Annotated in this window: 27 protein-coding genes; 17 read left to right on the top strand and 10 right to left on the bottom strand. The window is 60.4% G+C overall.

Going from position 1 to position 25,355, the window contains the following annotated elements; genetic code table 11:
* The first annotated feature begins 137 nt into the window (after nt 1–137).
* The 6 genes from BLV41_RS07360 to BLV41_RS07335 are packed head-to-tail and all read left to right on the top strand — an operon-like array spanning nt 138 to nt 5,280.
* Nucleotides 138–941: a helix-turn-helix transcriptional regulator gene (locus tag BLV41_RS07360; protein WP_044572142.1), complete on the top strand. Its 804-nt coding sequence runs from the start codon at nt 138–140 to the stop codon at nt 939–941.
* Entirely contained in the window at nt 941–2,416 is a 1,476-nt protein-coding gene (gene sufB / locus BLV41_RS07355) for a Fe-S cluster assembly protein SufB (RefSeq protein WP_044572144.1), read from the top strand. Before BLV41_RS07360 ends, sufB begins: the two co-directional genes overlap by 1 nt.
* The gene (gene sufD / locus BLV41_RS07350; protein WP_074711197.1) at nt 2,417–3,733 is read left to right on the top strand and encodes a Fe-S cluster assembly protein SufD; all 1,317 of its coding nucleotides are present in this window, start codon (nt 2,417–2,419) and stop codon (nt 3,731–3,733) included. It abuts the gene before it with no gap.
* Nucleotides 3,730–4,086, top strand: coding sequence for a non-heme iron oxygenase ferredoxin subunit (locus BLV41_RS07345; RefSeq protein WP_074711196.1), 357 nt, complete (start codon nt 3,730–3,732; stop codon nt 4,084–4,086). The genes sufD and BLV41_RS07345 overlap by 4 nt, the downstream gene beginning before the upstream one ends.
* 40 nt (nt 4,087–4,126) lie before the next feature.
* Nucleotides 4,127–4,894 (top strand): Fe-S cluster assembly ATPase SufC, encoded by a 768-nt coding sequence (gene sufC / locus BLV41_RS07340; RefSeq protein ID WP_074711195.1) that lies wholly within the window; start codon nt 4,127–4,129, stop codon nt 4,892–4,894.
* Between the two features lie 35 nt (nt 4,895–4,929).
* The gene (locus BLV41_RS07335; protein ID WP_074711194.1) at nt 4,930–5,280 is read left to right on the top strand and encodes a metal-sulfur cluster assembly factor; all 351 of its coding nucleotides are present in this window, start codon (nt 4,930–4,932) and stop codon (nt 5,278–5,280) included.
* Between the two features lie 168 nt (nt 5,281–5,448).
* Here the strand turns inward: BLV41_RS07335 and ypfJ are convergent, their stop codons facing one another.
* Nucleotides 5,449–6,354, bottom strand: coding sequence for a KPN_02809 family neutral zinc metallopeptidase (gene ypfJ, locus BLV41_RS07330; protein WP_074711193.1), 906 nt, complete (start codon nt 6,352–6,354; stop codon nt 5,449–5,451).
* A 50-nt stretch (nt 6,355–6,404) separates the two neighbouring features.
* Between ypfJ and BLV41_RS07325 the strand changes: the two genes are divergently transcribed.
* Nucleotides 6,405–7,904: a class I adenylate-forming enzyme family protein gene (locus tag BLV41_RS07325; protein WP_083360646.1), complete on the top strand. Its 1,500-nt coding sequence runs from the start codon at nt 6,405–6,407 to the stop codon at nt 7,902–7,904.
* The gene (locus tag BLV41_RS07320) at nt 7,885–9,102 is read left to right on the top strand and encodes a thiolase family protein (RefSeq protein WP_074711191.1); all 1,218 of its coding nucleotides are present in this window, start codon (nt 7,885–7,887) and stop codon (nt 9,100–9,102) included. The genes BLV41_RS07325 and BLV41_RS07320 overlap by 20 nt, the downstream gene beginning before the upstream one ends.
* Nucleotides 9,103–9,105: 3 nt before the next feature.
* On the opposite strand, the gene BLV41_RS07315 is transcribed toward BLV41_RS07320, so the two are convergent.
* The 3 genes from BLV41_RS07315 to BLV41_RS07305 are packed head-to-tail and all read right to left on the bottom strand — an operon-like array spanning nt 9,106 to nt 11,143.
* On the bottom strand, nt 9,106–9,756 hold the full coding sequence (locus BLV41_RS07315; RefSeq protein WP_074711190.1) for an energy-coupling factor transporter transmembrane component T family protein: 651 nt from the start codon (nt 9,754–9,756) through the stop codon (nt 9,106–9,108).
* Nucleotides 9,756–10,445, bottom strand: a complete 690-nt coding sequence (locus tag BLV41_RS07310) for an energy-coupling factor ABC transporter ATP-binding protein (RefSeq protein WP_425284289.1) — start codon at nt 10,443–10,445, stop codon at nt 9,756–9,758. Before BLV41_RS07310 ends, BLV41_RS07315 begins: the two co-directional genes overlap by 1 nt.
* Nucleotides 10,446–10,501: 56 nt before the next feature.
* Nucleotides 10,502–11,143 carry a biotin transporter BioY gene (locus tag BLV41_RS07305; RefSeq protein ID WP_083360645.1) on the bottom strand — a complete coding sequence of 214 codons (642 nt, stop codon included), beginning with the start codon at nt 11,141–11,143 and terminating at the stop codon, nt 10,502–10,504.
* Nucleotides 11,144–11,294: 151 nt separating this feature from the next.
* Here BLV41_RS07305 and abc-f point away from each other — a divergent pair, with 151 nt between their 5' ends.
* Nucleotides 11,295–12,893 (top strand): ribosomal protection-like ABC-F family protein, encoded by a 1,599-nt coding sequence (gene abc-f / locus BLV41_RS07300; RefSeq protein ID WP_044572161.1) that lies wholly within the window; start codon nt 11,295–11,297, stop codon nt 12,891–12,893.
* 159 nt (nt 12,894–13,052) lie between these two features.
* Here the strand turns inward: abc-f and BLV41_RS07295 are convergent, their stop codons facing one another.
* Genes BLV41_RS07295 through BLV41_RS07280 form a run of 4 tightly spaced genes read right to left on the bottom strand, consistent with a single transcriptional unit; the run spans nt 13,053 to nt 15,221 of the window.
* On the bottom strand, nt 13,053–13,550 hold the full coding sequence (locus tag BLV41_RS07295) for a YbaK/EbsC family protein (RefSeq protein WP_074711189.1): 498 nt from the start codon (nt 13,548–13,550) through the stop codon (nt 13,053–13,055).
* A gap of 50 nt (nt 13,551–13,600) precedes the next feature.
* Nucleotides 13,601–14,494 (bottom strand): SURF1 family cytochrome oxidase biogenesis protein, encoded by an 894-nt coding sequence (locus BLV41_RS07290; protein WP_074711188.1) that lies wholly within the window; start codon nt 14,492–14,494, stop codon nt 13,601–13,603.
* A gap of 3 nt (nt 14,495–14,497) precedes the next feature.
* Nucleotides 14,498–14,761, bottom strand: a complete 264-nt coding sequence (locus BLV41_RS07285; protein WP_074711187.1) for a hypothetical protein — start codon at nt 14,759–14,761, stop codon at nt 14,498–14,500.
* Nucleotides 14,748–15,221, bottom strand: a complete 474-nt coding sequence (locus tag BLV41_RS07280) for a DUF3099 domain-containing protein (protein ID WP_074711186.1) — start codon at nt 15,219–15,221, stop codon at nt 14,748–14,750. The genes BLV41_RS07285 and BLV41_RS07280 overlap by 14 nt, the downstream gene beginning before the upstream one ends.
* 163 nt (nt 15,222–15,384) lie before the next feature.
* Between BLV41_RS07280 and BLV41_RS07275 the strand changes: the two genes are divergently transcribed.
* Complete coding sequence (locus tag BLV41_RS07275; protein ID WP_074711185.1) at nt 15,385–16,119, top strand: beta-ketoacyl-ACP reductase; 735 nt, start codon at nt 15,385–15,387, stop codon at nt 16,117–16,119.
* A 126-nt stretch (nt 16,120–16,245) separates the two neighbouring features.
* Nucleotides 16,246–16,986 carry an SDR family oxidoreductase gene (locus BLV41_RS07270; protein WP_044572172.1) on the top strand — a complete coding sequence of 247 codons (741 nt, stop codon included), beginning with the start codon at nt 16,246–16,248 and terminating at the stop codon, nt 16,984–16,986.
* An 84-nt stretch (nt 16,987–17,070) separates the two neighbouring features.
* Here the strand turns inward: BLV41_RS07270 and serB are convergent, their stop codons facing one another.
* Nucleotides 17,071–17,994: a phosphoserine phosphatase SerB gene (gene serB, locus BLV41_RS07265; RefSeq protein ID WP_074711184.1), complete on the bottom strand. Its 924-nt coding sequence runs from the start codon at nt 17,992–17,994 to the stop codon at nt 17,071–17,073.
* A 114-nt stretch (nt 17,995–18,108) separates the two neighbouring features.
* Between serB and BLV41_RS07260 the strand changes: the two genes are divergently transcribed.
* The 6 genes from BLV41_RS07260 (at nt 18,109) to lplAB (ending at nt 22,614) form a co-directional block, all read left to right on the top strand.
* The gene (locus BLV41_RS07260) at nt 18,109–18,894 is read left to right on the top strand and encodes an ABC transporter ATP-binding protein (RefSeq protein ID WP_074711183.1); all 786 of its coding nucleotides are present in this window, start codon (nt 18,109–18,111) and stop codon (nt 18,892–18,894) included.
* 63 nt (nt 18,895–18,957) lie between these two features.
* On the top strand, nt 18,958–19,737 hold the full coding sequence (locus BLV41_RS07255; protein WP_074711182.1) for a sulfite exporter TauE/SafE family protein: 780 nt from the start codon (nt 18,958–18,960) through the stop codon (nt 19,735–19,737).
* Nucleotides 19,734–20,540 carry a TrmH family RNA methyltransferase gene (locus BLV41_RS07250; RefSeq protein WP_044572180.1) on the top strand — a complete coding sequence of 269 codons (807 nt, stop codon included), beginning with the start codon at nt 19,734–19,736 and terminating at the stop codon, nt 20,538–20,540. The genes BLV41_RS07255 and BLV41_RS07250 overlap by 4 nt, the downstream gene beginning before the upstream one ends.
* A gap of 9 nt (nt 20,541–20,549) precedes the next feature.
* Nucleotides 20,550–21,008: a peroxiredoxin gene (locus BLV41_RS07245; protein WP_074711181.1), complete on the top strand. Its 459-nt coding sequence runs from the start codon at nt 20,550–20,552 to the stop codon at nt 21,006–21,008.
* Nucleotides 21,009–21,145: 137 nt separating this feature from the next.
* Entirely contained in the window at nt 21,146–21,400 is a 255-nt protein-coding gene (locus tag BLV41_RS07240) for a type B 50S ribosomal protein L31 (RefSeq protein WP_044572184.1), read from the top strand.
* A 152-nt stretch (nt 21,401–21,552) separates the two neighbouring features.
* Nucleotides 21,553–22,614, top strand: a complete 1,062-nt coding sequence (lplAB, locus tag BLV41_RS07235; RefSeq protein ID WP_083360644.1) for a lipoate-protein ligase LplAB — start codon at nt 21,553–21,555, stop codon at nt 22,612–22,614.
* Between the two features lie 94 nt (nt 22,615–22,708).
* On the opposite strand, the gene pepN is transcribed toward lplAB, so the two are convergent.
* Entirely contained in the window at nt 22,709–25,327 is a 2,619-nt protein-coding gene (gene pepN / locus BLV41_RS07230) for an aminopeptidase N (protein WP_074713167.1), read from the bottom strand.
* Between the last annotated feature and the right edge of the window lie 28 nt (nt 25,328–25,355).

The following is a 25,355-nucleotide window of genomic DNA, read 5'->3' as shown; positions in this document are numbered from 1 at the left end:
GACGTAGATGGGAACTTGGCCGTGAAGAAAAGCGGGCCATTGAGTGGGTAGGCTCACCTTAGTGGAACCCCCGCGGCAATTACGGCATACTTGTGTTGTGTAATCTTGTGTGTTATTTCGACTGCGTGGAGGTGTGAATGAGTCAGCATGTAGACACCGGGGCCAACCCGGGAATCGAGCCTGACGAACGTACCCGAGACCGTGTCCTGACGGCGGTGCTTGAACAAGGCCCCGTCAGTGCCGCGCAACTTGGCAGCCTTCTGGGGCTGACTCCAGCAGCGGTGCGCAGGCATCTTGATACCTTGACCCGTGAGGGAATCATTGAGGTAAAGCTCATCAGCAACGCCAAGACCGGCGCCGGTAGACCGGCTCGCCGCTACGTGGTGTCCCGCCAGGGGCAAACCGAAATTGGTGACGACTACCTTGAGATCGCTTCGCTTGCCTTGGCTGAGATTGCCAAGACCAGCGGAGAAGCTGGTGTGATTGAATTCGCGCAGCGCAGGTTCGCCAAGATGGAAGCCACCTACCAGTCAGTTGTTGACGCTGCCGGTGCTGACGTTGCTGCCCGGTCCAAGGCGCTTGCCATGGCCTTGAACAAGGATCGCTTTGTTGCGACGTCCAATTCCTTGAATCCAGGTTCGGCCATGGCAGCTGAACAACTGTGCCAAGGGCATTGCCCCATTCAGGAACTTGCCAGTTCCTTCCCCGAATTTTGCGATGCCGAGACCCAGGTTTTTTCCCGGCTCATCGGCGTCGATGTGCGCAGGCTCTCCACCATGGCAAGTGGCGGACACGTCTGCACCACCCACGTTCCGACAGGGCGCGCAGTTGTCCGCAAGTTGACCCCGGCGGTCGTCGAGTCCGCTCCGGTATCAGGGCGAACAGTGCGCATTGAACGCCCATCGAATTTTGTTTCCAAACATCAGCAAGAAAGGCCGTGATGACGGATCAATTAGCGCAGGATGTAAGCGCCAATGGTGAGGTGGCAGACGCCACCAACCACGACATCCTCGAGAGAAACCCCGAACTTGAGGGCCTGGGCAACTATGCCTTCGGTTGGTCGGATAAAAACGCGGCCAGCGACAATGCCCGTCGCGGCCTGAGCGAAGAAGTTGTTCGCGACATCTCTTCCAAGAAGGGCGAGCCCCAGTGGATGCTGGATCTGCGCCTGAAGGGCCTGAAGTACTTTGACCGCAAGCCCATGCCCACCTGGGGTGCAGACCTCTCAGGCATCGACTTCGACAACATCAAGTACTTTGTCCGCTCCACCGAGAAGCAGGCCGGTACCTGGGAAGAACTTCCCGAAGATATCCGCAACACGTACGAGAAGCTGGGCATCCCCGAAGCTGAGCGTAACCGCCTGGTCGGTGGCGTCACGGCTCAGTACGAGTCCGAGGTTGTCTACCACCAGATCCGCGAGGACCTGGAAGCACAGGGCGTCATCTTCACCGACACCGACACCGCGTTGCGCGAATACCCGGAGATCTTCCAGGAATACTTCGGCACCATGATTCCGGTGGGCGATAACAAGTTCGCCTCCTTGAACACCGCAGTCTGGTCCGGTGGATCCTTCGTCTACGTCCCCCCGGGCGTCCACGTGGAAATTCCGTTGCAGGCCTACTTCCGCATCAACACCGAGAACATGGGCCAGTTTGAGCGCACGCTCATCATCGCCGATGAAGGCAGCTACGTTCACTACATTGAAGGCTGCACGGCGCCGATTTACACCTCGGACTCCCTGCACTCGGCAGTCGTCGAGATCGTGGTGAAGAAGAACGCCCGCGTTCGCTACACCACCATCCAGAACTGGTCCAACAACGTGTACAACCTGGTCACCAAGCGTGCCATCGCACACGAAGGCGCCACCATGGAGTGGGTCGATGGCAACATCGGTTCCAAGGTCACCATGAAGTACCCGGCCGTCTACCTTGTTGGAGAGCATGCCAAGGGCGAGACACTGTCGGTTGCTTTCGCCGGCGAAGGCCAGCACCAGGACACCGGATCCAAGATGGTCCACATTGCCCCGAACACGCAGTCCTCGATCATCTCGAAGTCTGTTGCCCGTGGCGGTGGACGTGCCGCCTACCGTGGCTTGGTCCAAATTCGTGAAGGTGCCACACACTCCGCCAACACCGTGCGTTGCGATGCGCTCCTGGTGGACAACATCTCCCGCTCGGACACCTACCCCTATGTTGACGTTCGTGAAGACGATGTCTCCATGGGTCACGAGGCCACAGTGTCCAAGGTCAGCGAAGAGCAGCTGTTCTACCTCCAGTCCCGCGGAATGCCGGAAGACGAGGCCATGGCCATGATTGTGCGCGGCTTCATCGAGCCGATCGCCAAGGAACTGCCCATGGAATACGCGCTCGAACTGAACCGCCTGATCGAACTGCAGATGGAAGGGGCCGTCGGCTAAATGACCGAGCTCACACAAGAACAAGAAACAGATTCCAAGGTCTGGTCCCAGGGCTTCATCAAGGGCATGACCGAAGAAGGCGAAAGCCTCTCAGAGATCAACCCCGAATCAGGTCCGCTCGGCGGCAGCGCCGCCAAGGCGCACAGCCATGGCGGCGACAGCCACGGTGGCGGGATCGGCGTACCGGACAGTTCTCGCGCCGGCCGCCTGACCTCCTACAAGCTTGCAGACTTCCCGGCCATCACCGGCCGTGAGGAAGAGTGGCGTTTCACCCCGCTCAAGCGCCTCCGTGGCCTGGACCGCGTTGGCATCAAGGGCATGGTGCTGAACGGCCCCGCCCCCGTGGTCGAAGTTTCAAAGCCAGAAGGTGTCACCGTAGAGACGGTTGGCCGCGACGATGCCCGCATCGGAACTGCCGGCATCCCTGAAGATCGCGTGGCTGCCGCCGCATGGGAGAACTTCAGCGAAGCCACCGTTGTCACGCTGCCCGCCGAATTCGCCGGCAACGCCGAAAACGTCACCACGTTGACGCTCACGGGCCAAGGAGACACTCCCGCCGCCGCACACATCCTGGTTCACGCCATGAAGTTTGCCACCGGCGTTGTTGTCCTGGACCACCGCGGCTCCGCCGTACTGAGTGAGAACGTTGAGATCCTCGTCGAGGACGGTGCCAACCTTACGGTTGTCAGCATCCAAGACTGGAACGACGACGCCGTACACGCCAGCGCCCAGCACATTTTGGTTGGCCGCGACGCGAAGGTCAAGCACGTGGTCATCAACCTCGGTGGCAACCTGCTGCGCACCACTCCGGCAGCCCGTTACAGCGGCACCGGTGCGGAAGTTGAAATGTACGGTCTGTACTTTGCCGACGCCGGCCAGCACCTTGAACAGCGTCTGTTTGTGGATCACTCCACGAAGAACTGCAAATCCCGTGTCACCTACAAGGGTGCCTTGCAGGGCGACAACGCTCACGCCGTCTGGATTGGCGATGTGCTGATCCGCAAGCAGGCTGAAGGCACCGATACCTACGAGATGAACCGCAACCTCATCCTGACCCAGGGTGCGCGCGCCGATTCGGTGCCGAACCTGGAAATTGAGACTGGCATGATCGAAGGAGCCGGACACGCAAGTGCCACCGGCCGCTTCGATGATGAGCAGCTGTTCTACCTCCAGGCACGTGGCATTGCCGAAGACGTGGCCCGCCGTCTGGTGGTTCGCGGCTTCCTGAACGAGGTCATCCAGCGCATTCAGGTACCTGCCCTCGAAGAGCGTCTGCGCGAATCCGTGGAACGCGAATTGGCGGCGACACCACAGTGAGTGAATCCTCCGCGCCAGCCGGCGTTGTTGTCTGCCAAGCCGACGATGTACAGGTGAAATCATCCTTGCTCGTTGAGGTTGACGATTACCCCATCGCCATTGTGCGGGATTCCTACGGGGAACTCCACGCAATCGGGGACACCTGCTCACACGCAGAAATTTCCCTCAGCGAAGGCGACGTGGAGGACGGCACCATCGAATGCTGGGCACATGGCAGCTCCTTCGACCTGACCACAGGTCAGCCGCTGACATTGCCCGCATTCGAGCCCGTGCCCGTCTTTGCCCTGAGCATTCACGGCAGCGACGTCTATGTGGACGTCACCAACATTCTTAATGGCGTCAGCGCGCAGTAGCGCCGCGGCCCGCACACAAACTTTTAGGAGAAAATAGAGTATGTCTACTCTGGAAATCAAGGACCTGCACGTCAGCATTGAGACGGAACAGGGCATCAAGGCGATCCTCAAGGGTGTCAGCCTGACCATCAACACCGGTGAAACCCACGCCATCATGGGCCCCAACGGCTCCGGCAAGTCCACCCTGGCCTCCACGATTGCCGGCCACCCCCGCTACACCGTCGACAGCGGTTCCATCACCTTGGACGGCGAAGACGTCCTGGCGATGAGCGTCGACGAGCGTGCCCGCGCCGGCCTGTTCCTGGCCATGCAGTACCCCGTGGAAATCCCCGGTGTCACCATGACCAACTTCCTGCGCACCGCCAAGACCGCGATCGACGGCGAAGCCCCGAAGCTTCGTACGTGGACCAAGGACGTCAAGGCTGCCATGGCGCAGCTGCGCATCGAACCCGAGTTCGCCGAGCGCAACGTCAACGAAGGTTTCTCCGGTGGCGAAAAGAAGCGTCACGAAATCCTCCAGCTGGAACTGCTTCGACCGAAGTTCGCCGTCCTGGACGAGACCGACTCCGGCCTCGACGTTGACGCCCTGAAGGTTGTCTCCGAAGGTGTGAACCGTGCCATCGACGGCGGCGGCCTCGGCACCCTGCTGATCACCCACTACACCCGCATCCTGCGCTACATCAAGCCGCAGTTCGTGCACGTATTCGTTGACGGTGCCATCGCCGAACAGGGCGGACCGGAACTTGCCGACCGCTTGGAAGAAGAAGGTTACGACCGCTACCTGGTTGCTGAGTCGGCAACGGCTTAATCGCCTCGCCAACCAACCACCGTCAAGAAGGAATCATGACTGACATCAGCGAAACAAGTGCAGCCAGCGTTGCTGGACAAACTAACCTGGAAGACGTTGAAGAAGCCCTGCGGGACGTCATTGACCCCGAACTGGGCGTCAATGTTGTAGACCTGGGCTTGCTCTACGGCTTGCGTTACGGCGAAGACGGCGCCCTGCTGTTGGACATGACGCTCACCACGGCAGCCTGCCCCCTGCAGGACGTCATCGAGGAACAAGTGGAAGCATCACTTGGCCCCATCGTTGACGAATGGCGCATCAACTGGGTGTGGATGCCGCCGTGGGGTCCGGAGAAGATCACCGACGACGGCCGCGACCAGATGCGGGCACTCGGCTTCAACATCTAGTACCCGGCGGCCACATACGACGTCGTCGGTGTGGCCGCCGCGGCGCCCGAGGCCACTCCCCGGCCCCAAAAATGGTGCCGGGTGTGTGAGAGGTCCACATATAAAAGAACCGCCGTCGTTCCTGGCTTTGGCCTGGACGACGGCGGTTCTTTCGTTTTTGGTTGTTGGCTACACCTTGGGTACGGCGAAGGTGTCGCACGCTGCCAGATCGGCACTTTGATAGCCCGTGTAGAGCCACTTTTGCCGTTGCTCACTGGAGCCGTGACTCCAGGTTTCCGGGTTGGTGCGCCCCGTAGCTGCCTGCTGAATCCTGTCGTCGCCCACCGATGACGCCGCCGACAGGGCGTCGTTGAGGTCCGTCTGGGTCAACGCCACCAGGAATGGCTGGTCGCTGCCGGGAGCGGCTTGGGAGGATGCGTAACGCATCCAGATTCCCGCATAGCAGTCAGCCTGCAGCTCGGTGCGCACGGAGGCCGATTGGGCGCCCTGCGGGTCTTGCTGAGCCTGACCGATGGTACCGAGCAGGTCTTGAACATGGTGCCCGAATTCATGGGCGACCACATATTCCTGGGCCAAGGGGCCACCTGAGGAACCAAACTGCGTCTCAAGTTGGGCGAAGAAATCAGGGTCGAAATAGGCTTTGTTGTCGCCCGGGCAGTAGAACGGTCCCACGGCCGAACTGGCCAGCCCACACGCCGTACTGACGCTCCCTGAGAAAATCACAGTTTTTGGTGCGGAGTAGGAGATCCCTTGCGGTTCCAGATAGCTGGGCCAAAAGGCATTAAGTGAATTGGCCGTGCCAAGGATGCGGCAGTCAAGACGGTCATTGGCGTCTTGGCCGGTCCGGCAGCTTTCAAGCGCGGAGCCCCCGGATTGCTCGATCGCTGGTTGCTCGCCGGTATCGCCAAGCAGGGATGACAAGAGGTCGGGATTGATGCCCAGCAAGGCGCCAATCAGGACCACGATGCCACCGCCAAGTCCAAGTCCCACCTTGCCGCCGCGTCCCATTCCGCCGCGGCCCCTGCGGTCCTCTGCCTGTGATGGGTCCAGGCGGGCCCCTTCATTAAATGTCATGCACTTAGAGTAGCGGCTGCCTGGCGTTGGCGGTGGAAATCTCATCTACCATGAAAACAATGCCATTCATCGATGAACTCAAACACTGGGCCGCCACCCACGGGGACCGCAACGCCGTCGTGGTGGGGGAGAGCCGGCTAACGTACGGTCAGCTCCTCGGGGGCGCCCAAACGCAGCCAAACGCCTCCGGCACGGACAGCCTTGCCATCATCGAGGTACCCAGCAGCACCGAACTTGCCGTGGCTTTCTGCGCTGCAGTCCTCGAGGGCAGGACCGCCATGGTCCTGGACGCGCAATGGCCCCAGGGTTTGCGGGCGCAGCTGCGACAAGCGGCCGCAGATTGGTCTGCACGGCAAATGACCCTGGACAGGGGAGCAGCGGCGGCACCCCCGTTCCTCCTGGGGCTCTCCTCTGGAACCAGCGGCGTTCCGAAAGCCTTTGTGCGCAATGCGGCGTCCTGGCATGAGTCGTTTGTGCAAAGCGTTGAGTACTTTCACCTTGGACCGGAATCGGTCACCCTGGCCCCGGGGCCCATGGCTGCCAGCATGAACCTCTATGCCTTGTCGGAGTCGCTCTTTGCCGGAGGTGGCTTCGTGGCGCTTCCGCACTTCAGTCCAGATGCTGCATTGCAGGCCATGACTGAGCACAACGTGGACCGTCTGGTTCTTGTGCCCACGGTCCTGGGCTTGATCGCCAGCCGCGGCCTTGCAACGGGGCAAACCGGGCAGGAGCTTCGTTCGATTGTCTGTGCTGGCTCGGACCTGCCGGATGCGACGCTGGCGCTAGCCCGATCGTGGGCGCCCAATGCTGACATTCAGCAATATTATGGTGCTGCCGAGCTAGGGTTTGTCGCGGCCACCTCGATGCAAAAGCCAGACCTCAACCAGGACGCACAAGGTGTGGGGACGGCTTTCCCCGGCGTGCAAATCTCCATCAGGGATGACGCGGGGGAAGAACTGGAACCCGGGCAATCGGGCGATGTCTGGGTGAAGGGACCCTACGCCTGCGATGGATACGCCTGGGGTGACGACGGGATGGCCTTTACCTCCCAAACATTCGCTGGTTCCGGTCTGCCGGCCGGTCATAATGCGGCACTGTGGTCCACCGTGCGGGACCAAGGATTCTTGGACGCCGAGGGGCGGCTGAATTTGTCCGGACGAGCCAGTGACATGGTCATTGTCTCGGGAACCAACGTATACCCACACCACGTGGAGCGGGTCCTTTCAGCAGCGTTGAAGAGTGAGCCGCCGGTGCGAGGGGCCACTATTGGAACTGATGGGGAGGTCCCCGTCCCGTGTACGGCTGTTGTGGCGGGCCTACCGGATGAGCGGCGCGGCCAAGTCCTCATCGCCGGGATTTACGCACCGCTCACGGAACACTTTCCACTTGCTGAGGTCCGGCGAGCAGCCTCATCACTACCAGCAGCCCAGCGCCCCCAACAGTTTTATCAGCTCAGCGACTTGCCGCTGACCGGTAGCGGCAAGATCAGCCGCATAGTGCTGACTCAATGGATCAAGGAAGGGGACTCCCGTGCCACGCGCATTCGCTAGCCCACCCGAAACCACTCCCGTGATTATCGCGGCAAAGCGCCTGCCAACGGCAAAGGCCGGAGGACCCTACAAGAATTATCGAGCGCACCAACTTGCGGCAGCGGCCATCGCGGATATTATGCGTGAACCCGGCATCGCCGGGGAGAGTATCGCTGATGTCATTATCGGCAATGCCACGGGGGGTGGCGGCAATGTGGCCCGGCTGGCAGCATTGACGGCTGGGTTGCCGGAGCAGATACCTGGGCTAACGGTGGACCGTCAGTGCGGCTCGGGACTAGAAGCCATTGTCCTGGCCTGTCGGCTTGTTCAAGCCGGGGCAGGCGAATTGTATTTGGCGGGAGGCGCAGAAAGCATCAGCACCGCCCCGGCACGGGCCTACCGTGGCCCTGACGGTGAGCTTGAATTCTTTGAGCGGGCCCAATTCGCGCCATATGAGACAGGCGACCCCGACGCCGGCGAAGCTGCGGAAAATGTCGCCACGTACTACGGCATTAGCAGGGCGCGGCAAGATTCATACGCTTTGCAGAGCCATGCTCGAGCCACGGCTGCCGCCCGAAATGGCCACTTCACGCAAGAACTCACTCCTTTTGCGGGCGTCGAAGCCGATCAGGGGCCACGCGGACACCTCACCCCGGAGCTCTTGGCTCGATTCCCCGCCGCCTTTGTGCCCGGCGGCACCGTCACGGCTGGCAACTCCTGCCCTTACAGTGATGGTGCGGCTGTCGTCGCGGTCACCACGCTCGCCCGCGCCAGGACGCTCGCTTCCCAGGTTGAGGCAGCCAAGGGTGGAGTGGTTCCGGGAGGTTCCGCCGTCGGCCTGGTCTTCCGCGACAGCGCAGTGACAGGCAATGACCCCAATCTTCTGGGTGTGGCTGCGGCGCATTCAACACGTGACCTCATGGCCCGAACGGGTATGACCACGGGGGAGCTACGCAACAGCATGCTCGAATACAACGAGGCCTTTGCCGCCCAAGTCCTTGCGACGGCCGATCTACTCGAGCTGGACCCGAATCTCTTCAACCACGACGGCGGGGCGCTGGCCTTGGGGCACCCGTACGGGGCGTCGGGAGCGGTTTTGGTGACGAGGTTGTTGGCCCGGGCACGGCGCGGGGCGGAGCCCGGCACTGATGCGATGGCCATGATCAGCATGGCCGGCGGCATAGGAATCTCAGCACACTTCCAATGGATGCAGCTCTAGCTGCTACTGCGGGTCGGGATCTGGATCGCCCAATCCCCGGGCAGCCAAAGCGTCTCCCGTAGCCCGGGCATAGGCAACGGTGGCGATGACAACCGGGAGCGAACGGGCCACAAGGTTCCGCTCCAGGCCTCTGGCCCTGGCGGCATCGCGGACATCTGAGAATGCGCCAATCACGTAGGGGATGCTGCGCAACATCAGGGCTACGGTCAAGGAAAATCGTTCGGGGTCTGCGCCAAAGCGCTCGAGAGGCTTGACGAGGGCCGCAAGCCCGTCCAGCAGCTCATCGACCGGGGTTGACGCTGTGAGAACATTAGAGGCCAGCACGGTTGCAACGATGGCGGCGATGACTTGCCACGCTGTGGGCACACCATGCTGCCACCATTGGTATGCGGCAATCAGGACGAGAAAAACCAGCATGATGCGCACCGCGCGCCACAACCGGTGCCAGCCAAGCCCTGTCAGAAAATGGGCCACCACGACGGCCACAAGCGTTGCCGTGGTGGTGACTACGCCAACCCGCACAGAGACTAGCGGTGAACCCAGACAGAGAACTGCCACCAGCAGCAGCAGTGCGGCCTTTACGGCAAGCGGCAGTCGGTGAATGAGGGACGTGCCGGGAACAAAACCAGCAACGAGGAACGCATGTCCGCGCACTACCCGGCCAGCTCACGGTATAGGGCAATCCCGGTGGCGGCGTCGCCGTCGTAGGCGACCTTGCCCTGGTCAATGACGAGAATCCGCTCGAACGTAGCGGCCAGGGAAAGGTCATGGGTGGACATGATGACCTGCTGGGGGAGCGCATCCAAGCGTTCCATAAGCTTCCTGGTGTTGCGTAAATCCAGAAGTGTGGAGGGCTCATCCAAGACAAGAATCTCCGGGTCCACGGCAAGCACGGTGGCAAGGGCGGTGAGCTGGCGCTCACCGCCGGAAAGCTCATAAATGCTGCTTTCGGCCAAGTGATCCAAACCAAAGTCGGCCAGGAGGTCCCGAGCCTTTTCCCTGCGAGCGGCCTTGCCAAGTTTTTGCCTGCGGAGGGACAACTCCACATCTTCCTGCGGTGTCGGCATCACGAGCTGCGACAGTGGATCCGTGAACACAAAACCGACACTGCGCCGTACCGCGGAAACCTCATTGTGTGTCCCGTGTCCGTTGACATGCACGGTGCCCGACGACGGGACCACCAAACCGTTCAAGAGGCGCAGTAGCGTGGACTTTCCGGAACCATTGGCCCCGATGACGGCGATCCGCTGTTCGGTGAGCGTGAGCGAGAGCGGGGCGAGAATTTCCCGAGCCTGCTGCCATCGCGGATCGGCCGGAGCCACTGCGACCGCAGCCTGCGCCAGGACAATTTTGTTGGAGATGGGATTGGATCGCACGGGAATGCGTTTTGCTAAGGTGCTCACTTGCGGCGGCGCACCAACAAGTCAGGGAATGCGCGATGCAGGCTCAATGCGATCACGACGGCCAAGACATTCTTGAGGATGTCACCCGGCAAGTACACAACGTCGGCAATCATGGCGGTGGGCAGGCTCATGCCCTTCATGATGAATCCCACAATGCCGCAGGCATGGGTGACCACCGTGCCGGCCATGGCCGCAGCGAAAAGAGCTGCTGTTCGCCAGCGGCTCCGGACGGCGAAACCTGCCAATAGGCCGATCACGGCAACACCGAAGATGAAGCCGACAATGTAGCCAGCGGATGGGCTTGCCAAGACGGCCGGACCTGCCCGGAAACCGCTGAAAATTGGCAAGCCAATCAGGCCAAGCAGTACGTAAAGCCCCACAGCGGCGGTGCCACGGCCAAATCCCAGAACCAGTCCGCAGAGGGCCACGACGAGTGTCTGCAAGGTGATGGCAACGCCAGTGGGCCCAATATTAATACCCGGCACGGCGATCGAAGCAGCCATCAATGCGGCAAAAACTGCGATGAGGGACAGGTCCATGGCGCCCCAGCGCTGGCGGCGCGAAGAGACGTTTATTGCGTTGTCAGCCGGCTGTGATGATGTTGTCAACGTCTCATCCACCGATCGTGAGGAAGTCATTATTGCTGCTTTCACTGAAGTTTTTCCGAGACCGGATTTTCCCCACCCCGGATCCTCGTTAGACTGGCTAGGTTGTTCAACGTTCGTCTCCTGAAGAATCGGCAGAGAAACGTTTCGCGGCATATACCCACTTACGTGAAAGGTTACTACGTTGATATCGGTCCAAGACCTTGAGTTACGTGCTGGAGCGCGCCTGCTCATGGACGAAGTATCATTCCGCATCGACTCCGGTGACAAGATCGGACTTGTGGGCCGCAACGGAGCCGGCAAGACCACGCTGACCCGCGTGCTCGCCGGCGAGGGTCTCCCCGCCGGTGGCAAGGTCACCCGCACGGGCGAGATTGGTTACCTGCCTCAGGATCCGCGGACCCCGGACATGGAACAACTTGCCAGGGACAGAATCCTCGCGGCACGTGACCTGGACAAGGTCATCACCAAGTTGCGCAAGGCCGAAAGTGACATGGCCAGCGAGGACAACAACATCCGGGACAAGGCCATGCGCCGCTACGACCGGCTTGAGGCTGAGTTCCTGGCCAACGGTGGTTACGCCGCCGAGGCCGAGGCAGCGGCAATTTCCTCAAACCTTGCCTTGCCTGAGCGCATTCTTAACCAACCGTTGAAGACACTCTCCGGTGGTCAGCGCCGACGTGTGGAACTGGCCCGCATCCTGTTTTCCGGTGCTCAGACCATGCTGTTGGATGAGCCCACCAACCACCTTGACGCAGATTCCGTGGCCTGGCTGCGGGACTTCCTTAAGAGCCACAATGGCGGTTTGATCGTGATTAGCCACGACGTGGAACTCCTCGATGCGACCGTGAACAAGGTTTACCACCTGGACGCCAACCGGGCCACGATTGACCAGTACAACCTTGGCTACAAGAAGTATCTTGCGCAGCGGGAAACCGATGAACGCGCACGACGCCGGGAACGGGCCAACGCTGAAAAGAAGGCCGGCGTCCTGATGGAGCAGGCCAACAAGATGCGGGCCAAGGCCACCAAGGCTGTTGCCGCGCAGAACATGGCCAAGCGCGCCGAACGCCTGCTGGCAGGACTTGAAGAAGTCCGGGCCCAGGACAAGGTGGCAGCCCTGCGCTTCCCCGATCCGTCGCCGTGTGGCAAGACCCCGCTGATGGCCGAAGGGCTCAGCAAGTCTTATGGCTCCCTGGAAATTTTCGTGGATGTCAGCCTGGCGATTGACCGAGGGTCCAAGGTTGTCATCCTTGGCCTCAACGGTGCCGGCAAGACAACCCTCTTGCGCATGCTCGCAGGCGTTTCCAAGCCCGACACCGGCAAAATCATTCACGGCCACGGCGTGAAGATTGGCTACTACGCCCAGGAACACGACACCCTGGATGTCTCACGGACGGTTCTTGAAAACATGCGCGCCTCTGCTGGCGACATGAACGACGCCGAAGTCCGCGGAATCCTTGGCTCATTCCTGTTTTCCGGAGACGACGTCAACAAGCCTGCCGGCGTTCTGTCTGGTGGCGAGAAGACACGTCTGGCATTGGCCACGATCGTTGCCTCGAGTGCCAACGTGTTGCTCCTGGATGAGCCCACCAACAACCTGGACCCCGCCAGCCGTGCGGAAATTCTGGGGGCCCTGAAGAACTACACAGGCGCTGTTGTCCTGGTCAGCCACGATGAGGGTGCGGTAGCGGCACTGGACCCCGAGCGAGTCGTGCTGTTGCCCGACGGCGACGAGGACCTGTGGAGCCCGGACTACCTTGACCTGATCACCATGGCCTAGTCCCCACGCCCTCCCCAACGACAGCCGCTGGCGCGTCTGTTGTTGGGGCCCCTCGGGCGTGTGGGCCCAACCACGCACTTCAACGGCTCGCAAGCTCGCGGCGGGACCCTCGGGCGTGTGGGCCCAACCCGTACTAACAGAAACTGCCGTGTGCTGGCCTCAGCGCACGGCAGTTTCTGTTGCTGCCGTAATGGCCAGAAGTTGTTGGTAGCTCAGGGACAGCATGGCCTGGTGACTGCCGGCGCCCGCCCACAACACGGGGTATTGCGCAAGATCGGTGTCCAAGAATGCTCTCAGGGGAGCCGGATGGCCCAAGGGTGCCACTCCGCCAACAGGCTGGCCAGCGTGCTTGAGGACAAAATCCGGATCGGCCCGACTAATTTTGGGCAGGCCATGCTGGCGCGCAACCATTTTCACGTCGACCTTTGCGGCTCCGCTGGCCAGGATCAGCAAGGGAGCGCCGTCGCACTCAAAAATCAGGCTGTTGGCGATGGCGCCGACGTCGCAGCCGAGGGCGGCCGCCGCTGCGGCCGCTGTCGCTACGGATTCGGGGACGAGCAAGACGGTGTCCGCCAGTCCAGCGGCTGCCAGGGAAGCCCGCACATTCTCAACAATAGGATCAGCAACGAATGATTCGGCAGTATTTTGATCAGTCACACGCCAAGTTTACGACAGCCTTGCAGTCCAAGAAGGGGGCAGGGCCTGGCCTACAGCCCTTGGGCGTCCAGGATGGCGTCCTCGGCTTCTTCGGCGGTGGGACGTGCTCCTGGCTTGCGGACCTTGGGATGCTTCCGAGGATGGAAGGCTGATCCCCTGCCGTAAAGCTCTTCGACGGGAATGCCCGATTCCTCGGCCTCCAGGGCATCAAATTCATCGTTTCTTCGCTGCATTCTTGCGGCGTAACCAAATCCAAAGAAGGCCAAAACGCCAAAGGCAATCCATTGCATCGCGTAGCTCAGGTGTGAGCCTTCATCGATGGATGGGGCCGGGAATGCCACGGGATTGCTGGCGGCTGCAGGACTCTCCGTGGCAAGTTGGCCGTACGCACCTGTCTTGACGGGATAGCCCAGTTGCGCCGCATAGTCATTGAGCTCAATCGAAGCCAATTGGCCAACTGGTGCACCGCGATCAAGTTTTGGTTCGGGGGGCTTGAGCCGGGCAACTACTTCAATTACGCCAGATTCGGGCTGGGGAATGATGTCTGGATGGCCCGCTTCCTTGTTGCCAATGGGTAGCCATCCACGGTCAATGATGACGGTTTCGCCATTGCTGAGCTTGAAGGGGACCAGGACCTCATAGCCGGGAGCCCCGTTGAGCGGGCGGTTGCGGACAATCCGCTGGTCGTCCGTGATGTAGTTGCCCACCATGCGCACCTGGGTCCATTCCTTGGCCAGGTCCAGATCATCAAAGTTGCCGGCAACGTCGTTGTAATCAACAATGGTTCCCGAATAGTTTTGCTGAATTTTGGTGATATTTTCCACAACAGCATTGCGCCGGTTCATTTGCCAATTTCCCAAGGCCACACAGGCCATGGCAAAGACGAGTGCCAGTGCGAAGTAGCCCAGCCACCTACTGGAGAAGAGGAACTTATAGGTCTTCATAAACTAGGCGGAATCCTTAGGGCTCATGGGCAGGGTTTCTTTCCACAGTGAACGGCTCTGCAAATAATCTTCAAGCCAGGCCACATGCTCGCTGCAGGCCAACCAGGTTTTACGGCGCTCCGGCGTGTGAATCTTCGGGTTGTTCCATAACAGCTTCATGGTTGCAATCTCGCGGCACCCCTTGCGTGAGCAGATGGCAGGAACGGAGGCGTCTGAAGGTTTGGGTGTGGCATTCGGGTCACCGGGCAGCAGATCAAAGATGTTCATGGTGTTCCTGTCCGGGTTGGTCTGGTCCGGTGTCGCCGGCTGTGTCCTCTTCGTCGGGGACGATTTCTCCCGTAAGGATGTCGCCTTGCTGGCTCTCGGCGTCGTCCATTGGCGCGGAACCGCCAGCAACCTCATTGAGGGGAGCGGCGTCGAGCAGGTCTACCGTTTCTTGATGATTGACGTCTGCGGCACCGTTGGCGATGACCACAGCCACCCACGGGAGCAAGACCGCGCCAATCACGGGAATAAGTCGGTACCAGCCGTCAAAGAGGAAGATGGCGCCTATGCACACCATGCGGATTCCCATGGTGACGGCATATTTGACCATGCGCTGACGCATCTCATCGCTGTGGGCCGGTACGGCGTTGGTAATCGTGGGAACTTCGGTGGCTGACGCGCCATGACTGTACTTGCTGCGCCGGCCGGCACCGAACTTCGGCGTAGCTGATTGCTCTTTCATCACCCTCCAAGGGACACCTCCATTCTGTCACCGCAGCTGTACACAACCAAAAGTCAACTGTGTGGTGTTGGCCCTTTCACCGTAGGATTCGTTAACTAGAGTTGATGTATCTGTGTCAGTTTTATGAGTTTGTTTTCTATGTTTGATTTCTACGGAGGAATACATGAGTGCACCGGCAGGCGAAGAGAGCCAGGGCCGCAGTGTCTTGGTTACCGGCGGTAATCGAGGCATTGGTTTGGCCATTGCACAGGCCTTTTTGGCCAATGGTGACAAAGTTGCCGTGACGTACAGGAGCCCGTCTGAGCTGCCCGAGGGAATCCTTGGCGTTCAGGCCGACGTCACCGACGCCGCGTCCATCGATGCAGCGTTTACCGAGGTGGAAGCCGCCCACGGTCCCGTCGATGTACTGGTGGCCAATGCCGGCATCACCAAGGACACGTTGTTGCTGCGCATGAGCGAAGACGATTTCACCTCCGTGGTTGACACCAACCTGACCGGCGCCTTCCGTGTGATCAAGCGCGCATCCAAGGGCATGATCCGCAAGCGCAAGGGACGTGTTGTTCTGATCTCCTCCGTGGTGGGGCTGTACGGCTCACCGGGCCAGATCAACTATGCAGCTTCCAAGGCCGGCCTGGTTGGCATTGCCCGCTCCCTGACCCGTGAACTCGGTTCACGCGGCATCACGGCAAACGTGGTGGCGCCCGGATTCATTAGCACCGACATGACTGCCGCGCTGCCTGAGGAAACCCAGAAGCAGTACCTCTCCACGATTCCGGCAGCCCGCTTTGCCTCCGCCGAAGAAGTAGCCAACGTTGTCCGCTGGATTTCCAGCGACGAGGCCTCCTACATCTCAGGTGCTGTCATCCCCGTTGACGGCGGTTTGGGAATGGGCCACTAACTCCACGCAGGAACGCAGCCTTCCATATCGGTGCGGATCCGCACCGATATGATGCTTGAAGGGTTCCGCAGGTGGCGTTGACCATCTGACTTACTGAATTAACCGTTGAAACTTAAGGATATTTTTATGGGAAAGCTTGACGGAAAGACAGCCATTGTCACCGGTTCTTCACGCGGCGTAGGCGCCGATGTGGCCAAGTTCCTTGCAGCCGAAGGTGCTGCCGTGGTGGTCAACTACCGCCAGAAGGCGCCGCGCGCCAACAAAGTTGTGGCCGAGATTATCGCCGCTGGCGGCCGCGCCGTGGCCATTGGGGCGGACCTGACCACGCAGGAAGGCGTACAGGCCCTGGTCAGTGCCGCCCTGGAGAACTTCGGTTCGCTGGACCTGGTGGTTCTGAACGCCTCTGGCGGAATGGAATCCGGCATGGCAGCGGACTACGCCCTGCAGCTCAACCGTGATGCCCAGGTCAACCTGCTGAACGCGGCAATGCCCGTCCTGCCGGCCGGCTCACGCGTGGTCTTCGTCACGAGTCACCAGGCGCACTTCATTGAAACCGTGCCCACCATGCCCGAGTACCTGCCTGTCGCCAAGAGCAAGCGTGCTGGCGAGGATGCACTGCGCGCCTTGATCCCCAACCTGGCGCTCGAGGACATCTCCCTTGTGGTGGTTTCCGCCGACATGATCGAGGGAACTGTCACGGCCACCCTGCTGGACCGGGCCAACCCGGGCGCCATCGAGGCTCGCCGCGCCGAGGCCGGCCGCCTTTACTCTGTTTCTGAATTTGCTGCCGAGATCGCCAAGATGGCCACGGCCGATGTCCCCACCGGACACACCGAGTACGTTGGCGGAGCTGAGTCCTTTAAGTAGGCCCCAACCAAATAGGCCTCAATAAACAACGAGCCCGGTTCCGTCCGCACTAGCGGACCAGGAACCGGGCTCGTTGTTTTTGGCTTAGGGCTCGTGAATGTCCGCCAAGGCCAAAGCCACGTCAAGGTTGGGCAAGTTGATCTGGGCATCGGCCACCGCCCGGACAGCAGGCTTCGCGTTGAATGCCACACCAAGGGCTGCGGCGGCCATCATGTCAAGATCGTTGGCGCCATCTCCAATGGCCATCGTGGCTTCCTTGGCGATTCCGGACTCCGCACTCCAAAGGCGCAATTGAACGGCTTTTGCAGCACGGTCCACAACAGCCCCGGATACTTTCCCGGTGAGGTGGCCGTCAACGATTTCAAGATCATTGGCCATGGAATAGTCCAGTCCCAGACGCTGGGCCAGCGGGGCAAGGATTTGGGAGAACCCGCCCGAGACGGCCGCCACCACATGACCGGCAGCTTTGGCCTGTGCCACAAGCCGTTCGGCACCCACCGACAGCTTGATCGTGGCGCCCACCTCGGCCAGCACGCTTTCAGGCAGTCCGGCAAGTGTTGCAACCCGGTGGTGCAGGCTCTCGGCAAAATCCAGCTCGCCGCGCATGGCAGCCTCTGTCACCCGGGTGACCTCCGCCTCGGTGCCGGCATGCGCTGCAAGGAGCTCAATGACCTCTTGCTGGATGAGCGTGGAATCAACGTCCATGATGATGAACTTTCGTTCTGCATGGCGTAGCGAGTCAGGGACGACGGCGGTGCTCAGCTCACCAGCGCCGGCCTCGGCAAGTGCTGCCCGCAAGCGGCTGAGCCGTGCGGTGCCCTGGGCGTTGGTGGTGCCAGCCGGATTGAGGGAGCCAAGTTCAAGGACGACGGCCTCGAAACCGGGATGGCTCTCGCTCCGTTCGGCTGTGACCGTGTAGCCATGTTCAGCCAGTACCGTCCGGACTCTTTCAAGGGCGGCTGGGCTGAGCGTTTTGGCATAGCTGACTGCTGTAAAAGTGGAGGGCATGGGGTCAATTCTATCCGTTGCACCCCCTGCGCCCGTAAATTGTGGCTCAACGCCGCTCAAGATAGGTGCTCCCAGTTAGCGCTTGCCGCCCCTCGTGTCATAGGGTCATTACTTATGAGTGAAGTTCTGGGATTGGCCGGTGTCAGCGTGGTCCGCGGCACCAAAACACTGTTGGATAACGTCGATTGGCGCGTCGCCGAAGGTGAGCGCTGGGTCATTTTGGGGCCCAACGGCGCCGGCAAGAGCACCCTCCTGCAGATTGCGGGTGCCCGCATGCACCCCACCCGCGGCGTTGCGGGCATCTTGGATGAGGTTCTCGGGGCCGTTGACGTCTTCGAGCTCCGCCCACGCATTGGTGTAGCCTCGGCGAACCTTGCCCACCAAATCCCTGGGAATGAAAAAGTTTTGAACGTCGTGGTCACAGCCTCCTACGGCGTTACCGGGCGCTGGCGTGAGGATTACGAGCGCGACGACGAGCGCCGCGCCTTCGGCCTCTTGGAGGAATGGGGGGTCTCCACTTTCTTCAATCGCCCCTTCGCATCCTTGAGCGACGGCGAACGCAAGCGCGTGCAAATCGCCCGCGCCTTGATGAGCGATCCTGAACTTCTTCTGCTGGATGAGCCCGGCGCCGGACTTGATCTCGCCGGTCGTGAAGGCCTGGTCAAGCGACTGAGCGAATTGGCAGCCGATCCCATGGCCCCAAGCACGGTATTGGTAACGCACCACCTCGAGGAAATCCCGCCCGGATTCACTCACGCGCTGCTTTTGCGTGACGGTGCCGTAGTTGCCCAGGGCCCTATCGCCTCAGTGATGAGCGAAGAAAACTTGAGCACCACCTTCGGCCTCCCGCTGACTGTTTCCAACAACGCAGGACGTTACACGGCAACCGCACGCCACTAGGACGCGCACTCGTTCGTCCCCAGGTTCCAATTCCGTCCCATTCGCTAGGATCCCGCTACAACCGTGAACGCGCTTGAATCAATCTTTGTCCTGCTGGGCGGGCTGTGGGCCGGAACCATCAACACCGTGGTGGGCTCCGGAACGCTTGTTACGTTTCCGATCCTGATTGCTTTGGGCATTGCCCCGGTCATGGCTGTTGTCAGCAACGCCATGGGATTGATTGCCGGGGGAGTCTCCGGAACCTGGGGGTATCGCCGGGAACTGAAGGGCATGGGTCGGAATCTGGCGCGGCTGGTACCGGCCTCCTTGCTCGGTGGCGTCACCGGCGCCTATCTGCTTCTGCACCTGCCCGAAGAGGTTTTCCACCTTGTGGCGCCCATCTTGATTGTTGTGGCTCTGGCCCTGGTTATCTTCCAGCCCAAGCTACAGGTGGCCATCAAGAAACGCCGCGAAAGTGCCCCTTCAGCACGGTCCCACGATCTCGTTATGGTGCTGCTAGTTTTCATTGCCGGTGTTTACGGTGGCTACTTCGTGGCCGCCCAGGGCGTCCTGCTGGTCGCGATCCTCGGCATCTATATGCGGGGGACGCTCCAAAACGCCAATGCCGTGAAAAACGTCCTGTCACTGACTGTCAATATTGTGGCAGCCATCTCTTACCTGCTCTTCGCCCCGGACAAGATCATTTGGAGCATTGTGGGCTTGATCGCCGTCAGCTCCTTGATCGGCGGATTTGTGGGTGCGCGCATTGGCCGCAAACTGCCGCCCGTGGTTCTACGTACCGTCATTGTGCTGCTTGGTCTGGTGGCACTATTCTTCATGATTCAGAAACTGGTGGCGGCATGATTATCCATATCGACGATGCGGCGGATCCGCGCGTCAGCGATTACCTTTCCTTGACGGATGTGCAGTTGCGCAAGGTCAAGGAACCGGCCGAGGGATTGTTCATTGCCGAGAGCCTGAAGGTTATCCGCCGCGCGCTGGCCGCAGGCCACGAACCGCGATCGTTCTTCATGATAGAGCGCTGGCTGCCTGATTTGGCGAGCATTCTGGCCGAGTACGAGCATGTGCCAACGTATGTAGGAACCGCAGAGGTTCTGGAAGCTATTACCGGGTTCAATCTCCATCGTGGTGCCATGGCGGCCATGCACCGTCCCGCCCCGGCCGACATTCCAGTGCTCCTTGCCGGTGCGCGCCGAATTGCCGTTCTGGAGGACATTGTTGATCACACCAATATTGGCGCGATCTTCCGCTCAGCAGCGGCGTTGGGTGTGGATGCGGTCCTCGTGACGCCTCGCTGCGCCGATCCTTTGTACCGGCGCAGTATCCGGGTCAGCATGGGCACAGTGTTTCAGGTCCCGTGGGCTCGTCTGCCTGAATGGCCTGAGGGTATGGGCCTCCTCCGAGAGGCAGGATTTACGACGGCGGCACTTGCCCTGGTGCCGGAATCGTTGACGATCTCCCAGCTTGCGGCCCGAGACGATGAAAAGTTGGCGCTGATTTTGGGAACTGAAGGGGATGGGCTCAGCGCACGGACATTGGCCCAAGCCGACCATGCCGTCATGATCCCCATGAAAGCTGGCGTGGACTCACTCAACGTTGCTGCCGCCAGCGCCGTGGCCTTCTTCGCCACTGCCCTTGACCGCTAGGCTGGGGCCATGAAACTCGATGAAAAGGTCCCTGATTTCGCCCTGCCAGATCAACATGGCACGCTGCGGACGTTAGCGGAATTGACGGCCAACGGACCCCTGGTGATTTTCTTTTATCCTCGCGCTGGTAGCGGCGGCTGTACTACTGAAGCCTGCCATTTCCGAGACCTGCAGGCCGAGTTTGCGGCCGCCGGGGCCTCGATCGTTGGTATCAGCACCGACGCCGAAGACGTGCAACTCCAATTCGCTACGAAAAACTCGCTGACCTACCCTCTCTTGAGTGACCGCAACGGTGCGGTGGCAGATTTGTTCAGGGTCCGGCGTCGTTTGTTGGCAAAATCACTCCCCATCAAGCGGTCTACGTTCATTGTGGACAGCCAAGGAATCCTGCGGTTCGCCGTCTCAAGTGAAACGAATATGGTGTTGCACGCCGACCAGGCGCTGGCCGCCCTGGCAACGCTGGCCTGAAGGTGCCCTTGAGCGGTCAGCGAATCCTGCCGCGGCTTGGCGAAATGGCCGCAAGCCGGTAAAGTTTCTAGCTGGTCCTAGTGACCATTACATTCATCAGTCTGGCAAAAACCAGACGATACACTCTGAGGTTTACAGTGAAGCAGAACATTCACCCGAAGTACGAAGCAATCGTTTTCAACGACCTGGCTTCAGACACCAAGTTCCTGACGCGCTCCACCGCGACGTCCAGCAAGACCATTGAATGGGAAGATGGCAACACCTACCCCGTCATCGACGTCGAAATCTCCTCGGAGTCACACCCGTTCTACACGGGCAAGCAGCGCATCATGGACAGTGCCGGCCGCGTGGAGCGCTTCAACGCTCGCTTCGCCGGCTTTGGCAAGAAGTAATACTTCTTACCAACGCTTTCTCAAAGCAGGGTCCGCACCTTTTGGTGCGGGCCCTGCTTTTTCGCTCTGGCTGGCGACCTGTTGATCTTCCCGCGCAGGCCGAATCGGGGCTGAGTTTGCTAGGTAGGGGAGTGGGTAGGGAAGATAGGTGTATGGCTTCTGAACTACATGGTGAATACAAGGTCCACGGCGGAAAACTAGTGGTGGTGGACTGTTCGGTCACCGATGGCAGGCTCGGAGGTGTCCGTGTTAGCGGAGACTTCTTCCTTGAGCCCGATGAAGCCCTCGATGCGATCAATGCGGCGCTGAATGGGCTCTCCTCCGATCTCCCGGCCGCGGACATCGCCGATGCCGTCACGGCCGCATTGCCCAGTGATGCCGTGCTCTTTGGTTTCTCCGCCCAGGCTGTTTCCATTGCCGTGCGGCGGGCCCTAACCCGGGCCTCCAGCTGGGTGGACCACGAATGGGACATCATCGCCCCCACGGTGCTCCCAACGGCCATCAACGTGGCACTCGATGAGGTCCTCACGGAAGAGGTAGGCGCTGGTCTGCGGAACCCCACACTGCGTTTTTGGGACTGGGAAGAGCCCTCGGTTGTTATTGGCAGCTTCCAATCTGTGCGCAATGAAGTGGATCCGGCAGGCGTCGACAAATACGGGATCAACGTGGTTCGTCGCATCACCGGTGGCGGCGCCATGTTCATGGAGGCAGGCAATTGCATCACCTACTCCCTGTACCTGCCTCAGACCTTGGTGGACGGACTTACCTTTGAAGACTCTTACAAATACCTCGACACCTGGGTCATGGCTGCCCTTGAATCCATGGGAATCGAGGCCTTCTACGTACCCCTCAACGACATCGCCACGAGTCAAGGGAAGATCGGCGGCGCTGCACAAAAGCGCTTGGGTAACGGGGCCATGCTCCACCACGTCACGATGAGTTATGACATTGACGCCGACAAAATGGTTCAGGTGTTGCGCATCGGCAAGGAAAAGCTATCGGACAAGGGCACCCGCTCGGCTAAGAAGCGTGTGGATCCACTCCGGCGCCAAAGCGGCATGACCCGCCAAGAGATCTTGACTCGCATGTCCGAGACCTTTGCCGATCGCTACGGAGCCACGCAGGCCCACCTGACGGACGAGGAGCTGAGCGAGGCGGCACGCAGGGTTGAGAGCAAGTTTGGCACTCAGGAGTGGCTGCACCGCGTCCCGTAGGAGAGCAGCCGCAGCATCGTATTGCCGGTGGTTGGCAGGCCTGCGTTGGAATAGCTAAAGCTCCACCTATTCCAACGCAGGCCTGCCGTTGATGTTATGCCTGCTGCGCTTGGGCCCTCAGTGCACGGACTAGCTGATCACGCTGTTCCAGCACGATCCGGCGGAGTCCATGAGCAGCCGTCGTAGTGCTGCCAAGCCACGCGTCGGTCCTGACCACCACAGGATGACGCTCGGGTTCAGTTCCTGGCAGCAGATCCTGATGCGCAGGGAAAAGTCCCCGCACAATCCGGCCGGCAATTTCCAGGCTGCGCCCGTTCCAGACTCTCTCGATGGCCTGGAAATAGGGTTCTGTGTAAGGATCCAGCAAGTCAGGGCCGGCCATGGTGAAGCCGGCGATCGTAGCACCCAGGAGTTGATTGCTCAGCGTCTCCTCTTCTACGATCTCCATCCAGCGTAGGCTCTTGAGCTGCACGTCCGGCAGGGCTGCAATGGCCGTGCAATGACTTGCCCGGTATTCGGCAGTGGTGTTGGCCGCAAGCTCTGCATCCAATTCCTGCTTCGTAGCGGCGCCTCGAGCGGCCAGCTGCTGCCACAACAGCCAGCGCAGGCTGCCGTCAACGCTCAAGCCAGTCGGGACAGCCCGGCCTGACAGCAACGCGCGGCTGAACTTGATCAGGGAATCGGTGCCCCGTCCCAGCCTTGCCAAAGTGCGTGCCCAAACCAGCTGTTCGTCGCTGGACGGGACCGCGTTGGCCAGATGGGTTGTCACACCGGCAATCAAGCGCTCACGGGCTGCGGGACGGTTCGCGGCGGGGCAATAAGAGTTCAGTGCCTCGAGGGCGTTGTCGGCCAGGGTTTGCAGGAGGCTGATATCGCTGTCTCCGCCAGCCTGGTCCACCACGGCGGCGAGATATTGCTCAGCAGGCAACAGGGCATCGCGGGTGGCGTTCCATAGTGCGGACCAGACAAGGCTGCGTGAAAGTGGATCTGCAATGGTCTTTACCGCGGTCAACGCGGTGGCGAGGGATCCGGCGTCGAACCTGACTTTGGCGTAGCTGTGGTCCTCGTCGTTGATCAGCAGTAGATCGGGGGTTGGCAGGCCCGCCGCACGGGGCACTTCCGTCACTTCCCCGGCCACATCGAGAGTGATCGAATGCGTGCGAACCAAAGATCCGGCGTCGTACATGAAGATGCCCACGGTCAACCGGTGTGGACGCAGGGCCTCAAGACCCGTGATGGGGTCTATGGCGTCCTGGCGGATGGACAAGGAGGCGATCTTGCCGTCGGCCGTTTTGATGGACGGGGCCAGGGTAGACATGCCCGAGGTTTGCAGCCACAGTTTGGCCCACTCGCTCAGGTCACGGCCGGACGCGGCGCTCAAAGGCGCCAGGAGGTCGTTGAGCTTGGTATTGGAGTACTGGTGAGTCTTGAAGTACTCGCGAGATCCGGCAACAAAGGCGTCCTGCCCAACATAGGCCACCAGTTGCTTCAGCGCTGAGGCACCTTTGGCATAGGTGATGCCGTCAAAGTTGGCCTTGGCGGCTTCGAGGTCCGGAATATCTGCGGTAATTGGATGCGTTGTGGGCAATTGGTCCTGGGTGTAAGCCCAGGCCTTCCGCTGGCTGGCGAACATGGTCCACGCCTTGGGACCCCAGGGGGTTGCCTCGGCAACGGCCAAGTTGCCCATGAAATCGGCGAAGGACTCCTTCAGCCACAGATCGTCCCACCAGCTCATGGTGACAAGGTCACCAAACCACATGTGTGCCATCTCGTGCATGATGGTGGTGGCGCGCCGTTGATAAGCCGTATCGGTGGTGCGCGACGTGTAAATGTAAGCCTCGGTAAAGGTGACAAGTCCAGGGTTTTCCATGGCACCCAGGTTGTACTCGGGAACAAATGCCTGGTCATATTTCCCGAACGGATAGGGGAAATCGAAGAGTTCGTTGAAGTACTTCAGGCCGGCCTTGGTGACCTTGAAAATCTCAGCGGTGTCAAAGTGCGGCGCCAAGGACGCGCGGCAATAGGCCGCCAAGGGGATTTCGAGCGTTTCGCCGGGGTGTGAGCTTTCGTCACCGAAAACCATGGAGAAGTGGTCCTGAGCCTTGAAATACGGGCCGGCCAGAATGGTGGTGATGTAGGTGGAAATAGGTGCGGTCGTGGCGAAGTCCCAGCGGCTCGCACCGGTTTCTGGCAGCTCGGCACGGTTGGTGATCGATTGGTTCGAGGCCACTTCCCAGTCGCTATTGGCCGTGACATGAAAGGTGAAAGGAGCCTTGAGATCAGGCTGTTCAAAGTTTGCAAAGACGCGGCGGGCATCGGCCGGTTCGTACTGTGTGTAGGTGTAGGTTTGGCCGTCTGCCGGATCTACGAAGCGGTGCAAACCCTCGCCGCTGCTGGAGTAGGCCGCCGTGGCGCAAACAGTCACCTCATTGTCAGCAGCCAGGGTGGGGAGGTTGATCCGCTGTGCGTCAACAACGTCCGCAACATTGAGTTGTTCGCCGTTGAGCTCAACCGATTCGACACTCAGGCCAATGAAGTCAAGAAACGTGCCGGCCGTACCGGTGGCCGAAAATTTGATGATGGTGCGGCTGGAAAATCCCGGAATGCTCAGGTCGGCGGCCTGGCACAGGTCCAGGTCGACGTCGTAGTGGTGGACACTGACGCGGGCTTTTCGGGCTGCTGCTTCGCTGCGCAAAAGATTAAAATTGGACACCATTTCATTCAATCATGGTTCCGTTCCA

Source organism: Arthrobacter alpinus, from assembly GCF_900105965.1.
Taxonomy (GTDB): domain Bacteria; phylum Actinomycetota; class Actinomycetes; order Actinomycetales; family Micrococcaceae; genus Specibacter; species Specibacter alpinus.
The sequence above is the reverse complement of the archived record's forward strand: the minus strand, read 5'-3'. Positions and strand labels throughout refer to the sequence as shown.

Coding starts and splice junctions, on each gene's coding strand:
- BLV41_RS07360 (WP_044572142.1), top strand. CDS start 138: ATGAGTCAGCATGTAGACACCGGGGCCAACCCGGGAATCGAGCCTGAC.
- sufB (WP_044572144.1), top strand. CDS start 941: ATGACGGATCAATTAGCGCAGGATGTAAGCGCCAATGGTGAGGTGGCA.
- sufD (WP_074711197.1), top strand. CDS start 2,417: ATGACCGAGCTCACACAAGAACAAGAAACAGATTCCAAGGTCTGGTCC.
- sufC (WP_074711195.1), top strand. CDS start 4,127: ATGTCTACTCTGGAAATCAAGGACCTGCACGTCAGCATTGAGACGGAA.
- BLV41_RS07335 (WP_074711194.1), top strand. CDS start 4,930: ATGACTGACATCAGCGAAACAAGTGCAGCCAGCGTTGCTGGACAAACT.
- ypfJ (WP_074711193.1), bottom strand. CDS start 6,354: ATGACATTTAATGAAGGGGCCCGCCTGGACCCATCACAGGCAGAGGAC.
- BLV41_RS07325 (WP_083360646.1), top strand. CDS start 6,405: ATGAAAACAATGCCATTCATCGATGAACTCAAACACTGGGCCGCCACC.
- BLV41_RS07305 (WP_083360645.1), bottom strand. CDS start 11,143: ATGACTTCCTCACGATCGGTGGATGAGACGTTGACAACATCATCACAG.
- BLV41_RS07290 (WP_074711188.1), bottom strand. CDS start 14,494: ATGAAGACCTATAAGTTCCTCTTCTCCAGTAGGTGGCTGGGCTACTTC.
- BLV41_RS07285 (WP_074711187.1), bottom strand. CDS start 14,761: ATGAACATCTTTGATCTGCTGCCCGGTGACCCGAATGCCACACCCAAA.
- BLV41_RS07280 (WP_074711186.1), bottom strand. CDS start 15,221: ATGAAAGAGCAATCAGCTACGCCGAAGTTCGGTGCCGGCCGGCGCAGC.
- BLV41_RS07275 (WP_074711185.1), top strand. CDS start 15,385: ATGAGTGCACCGGCAGGCGAAGAGAGCCAGGGCCGCAGTGTCTTGGTT.
- BLV41_RS07270 (WP_044572172.1), top strand. CDS start 16,246: ATGGGAAAGCTTGACGGAAAGACAGCCATTGTCACCGGTTCTTCACGC.
- serB (WP_074711184.1), bottom strand. CDS start 17,994: ATGCCCTCCACTTTTACAGCAGTCAGCTATGCCAAAACGCTCAGCCCA.
- BLV41_RS07260 (WP_074711183.1), top strand. CDS start 18,109: ATGAGTGAAGTTCTGGGATTGGCCGGTGTCAGCGTGGTCCGCGGCACC.
- BLV41_RS07250 (WP_044572180.1), top strand. CDS start 19,734: ATGATTATCCATATCGACGATGCGGCGGATCCGCGCGTCAGCGATTAC.
- BLV41_RS07245 (WP_074711181.1), top strand. CDS start 20,550: ATGAAACTCGATGAAAAGGTCCCTGATTTCGCCCTGCCAGATCAACAT.
- lplAB (WP_083360644.1), top strand. CDS start 21,553: ATGGCTTCTGAACTACATGGTGAATACAAGGTCCACGGCGGAAAACTA.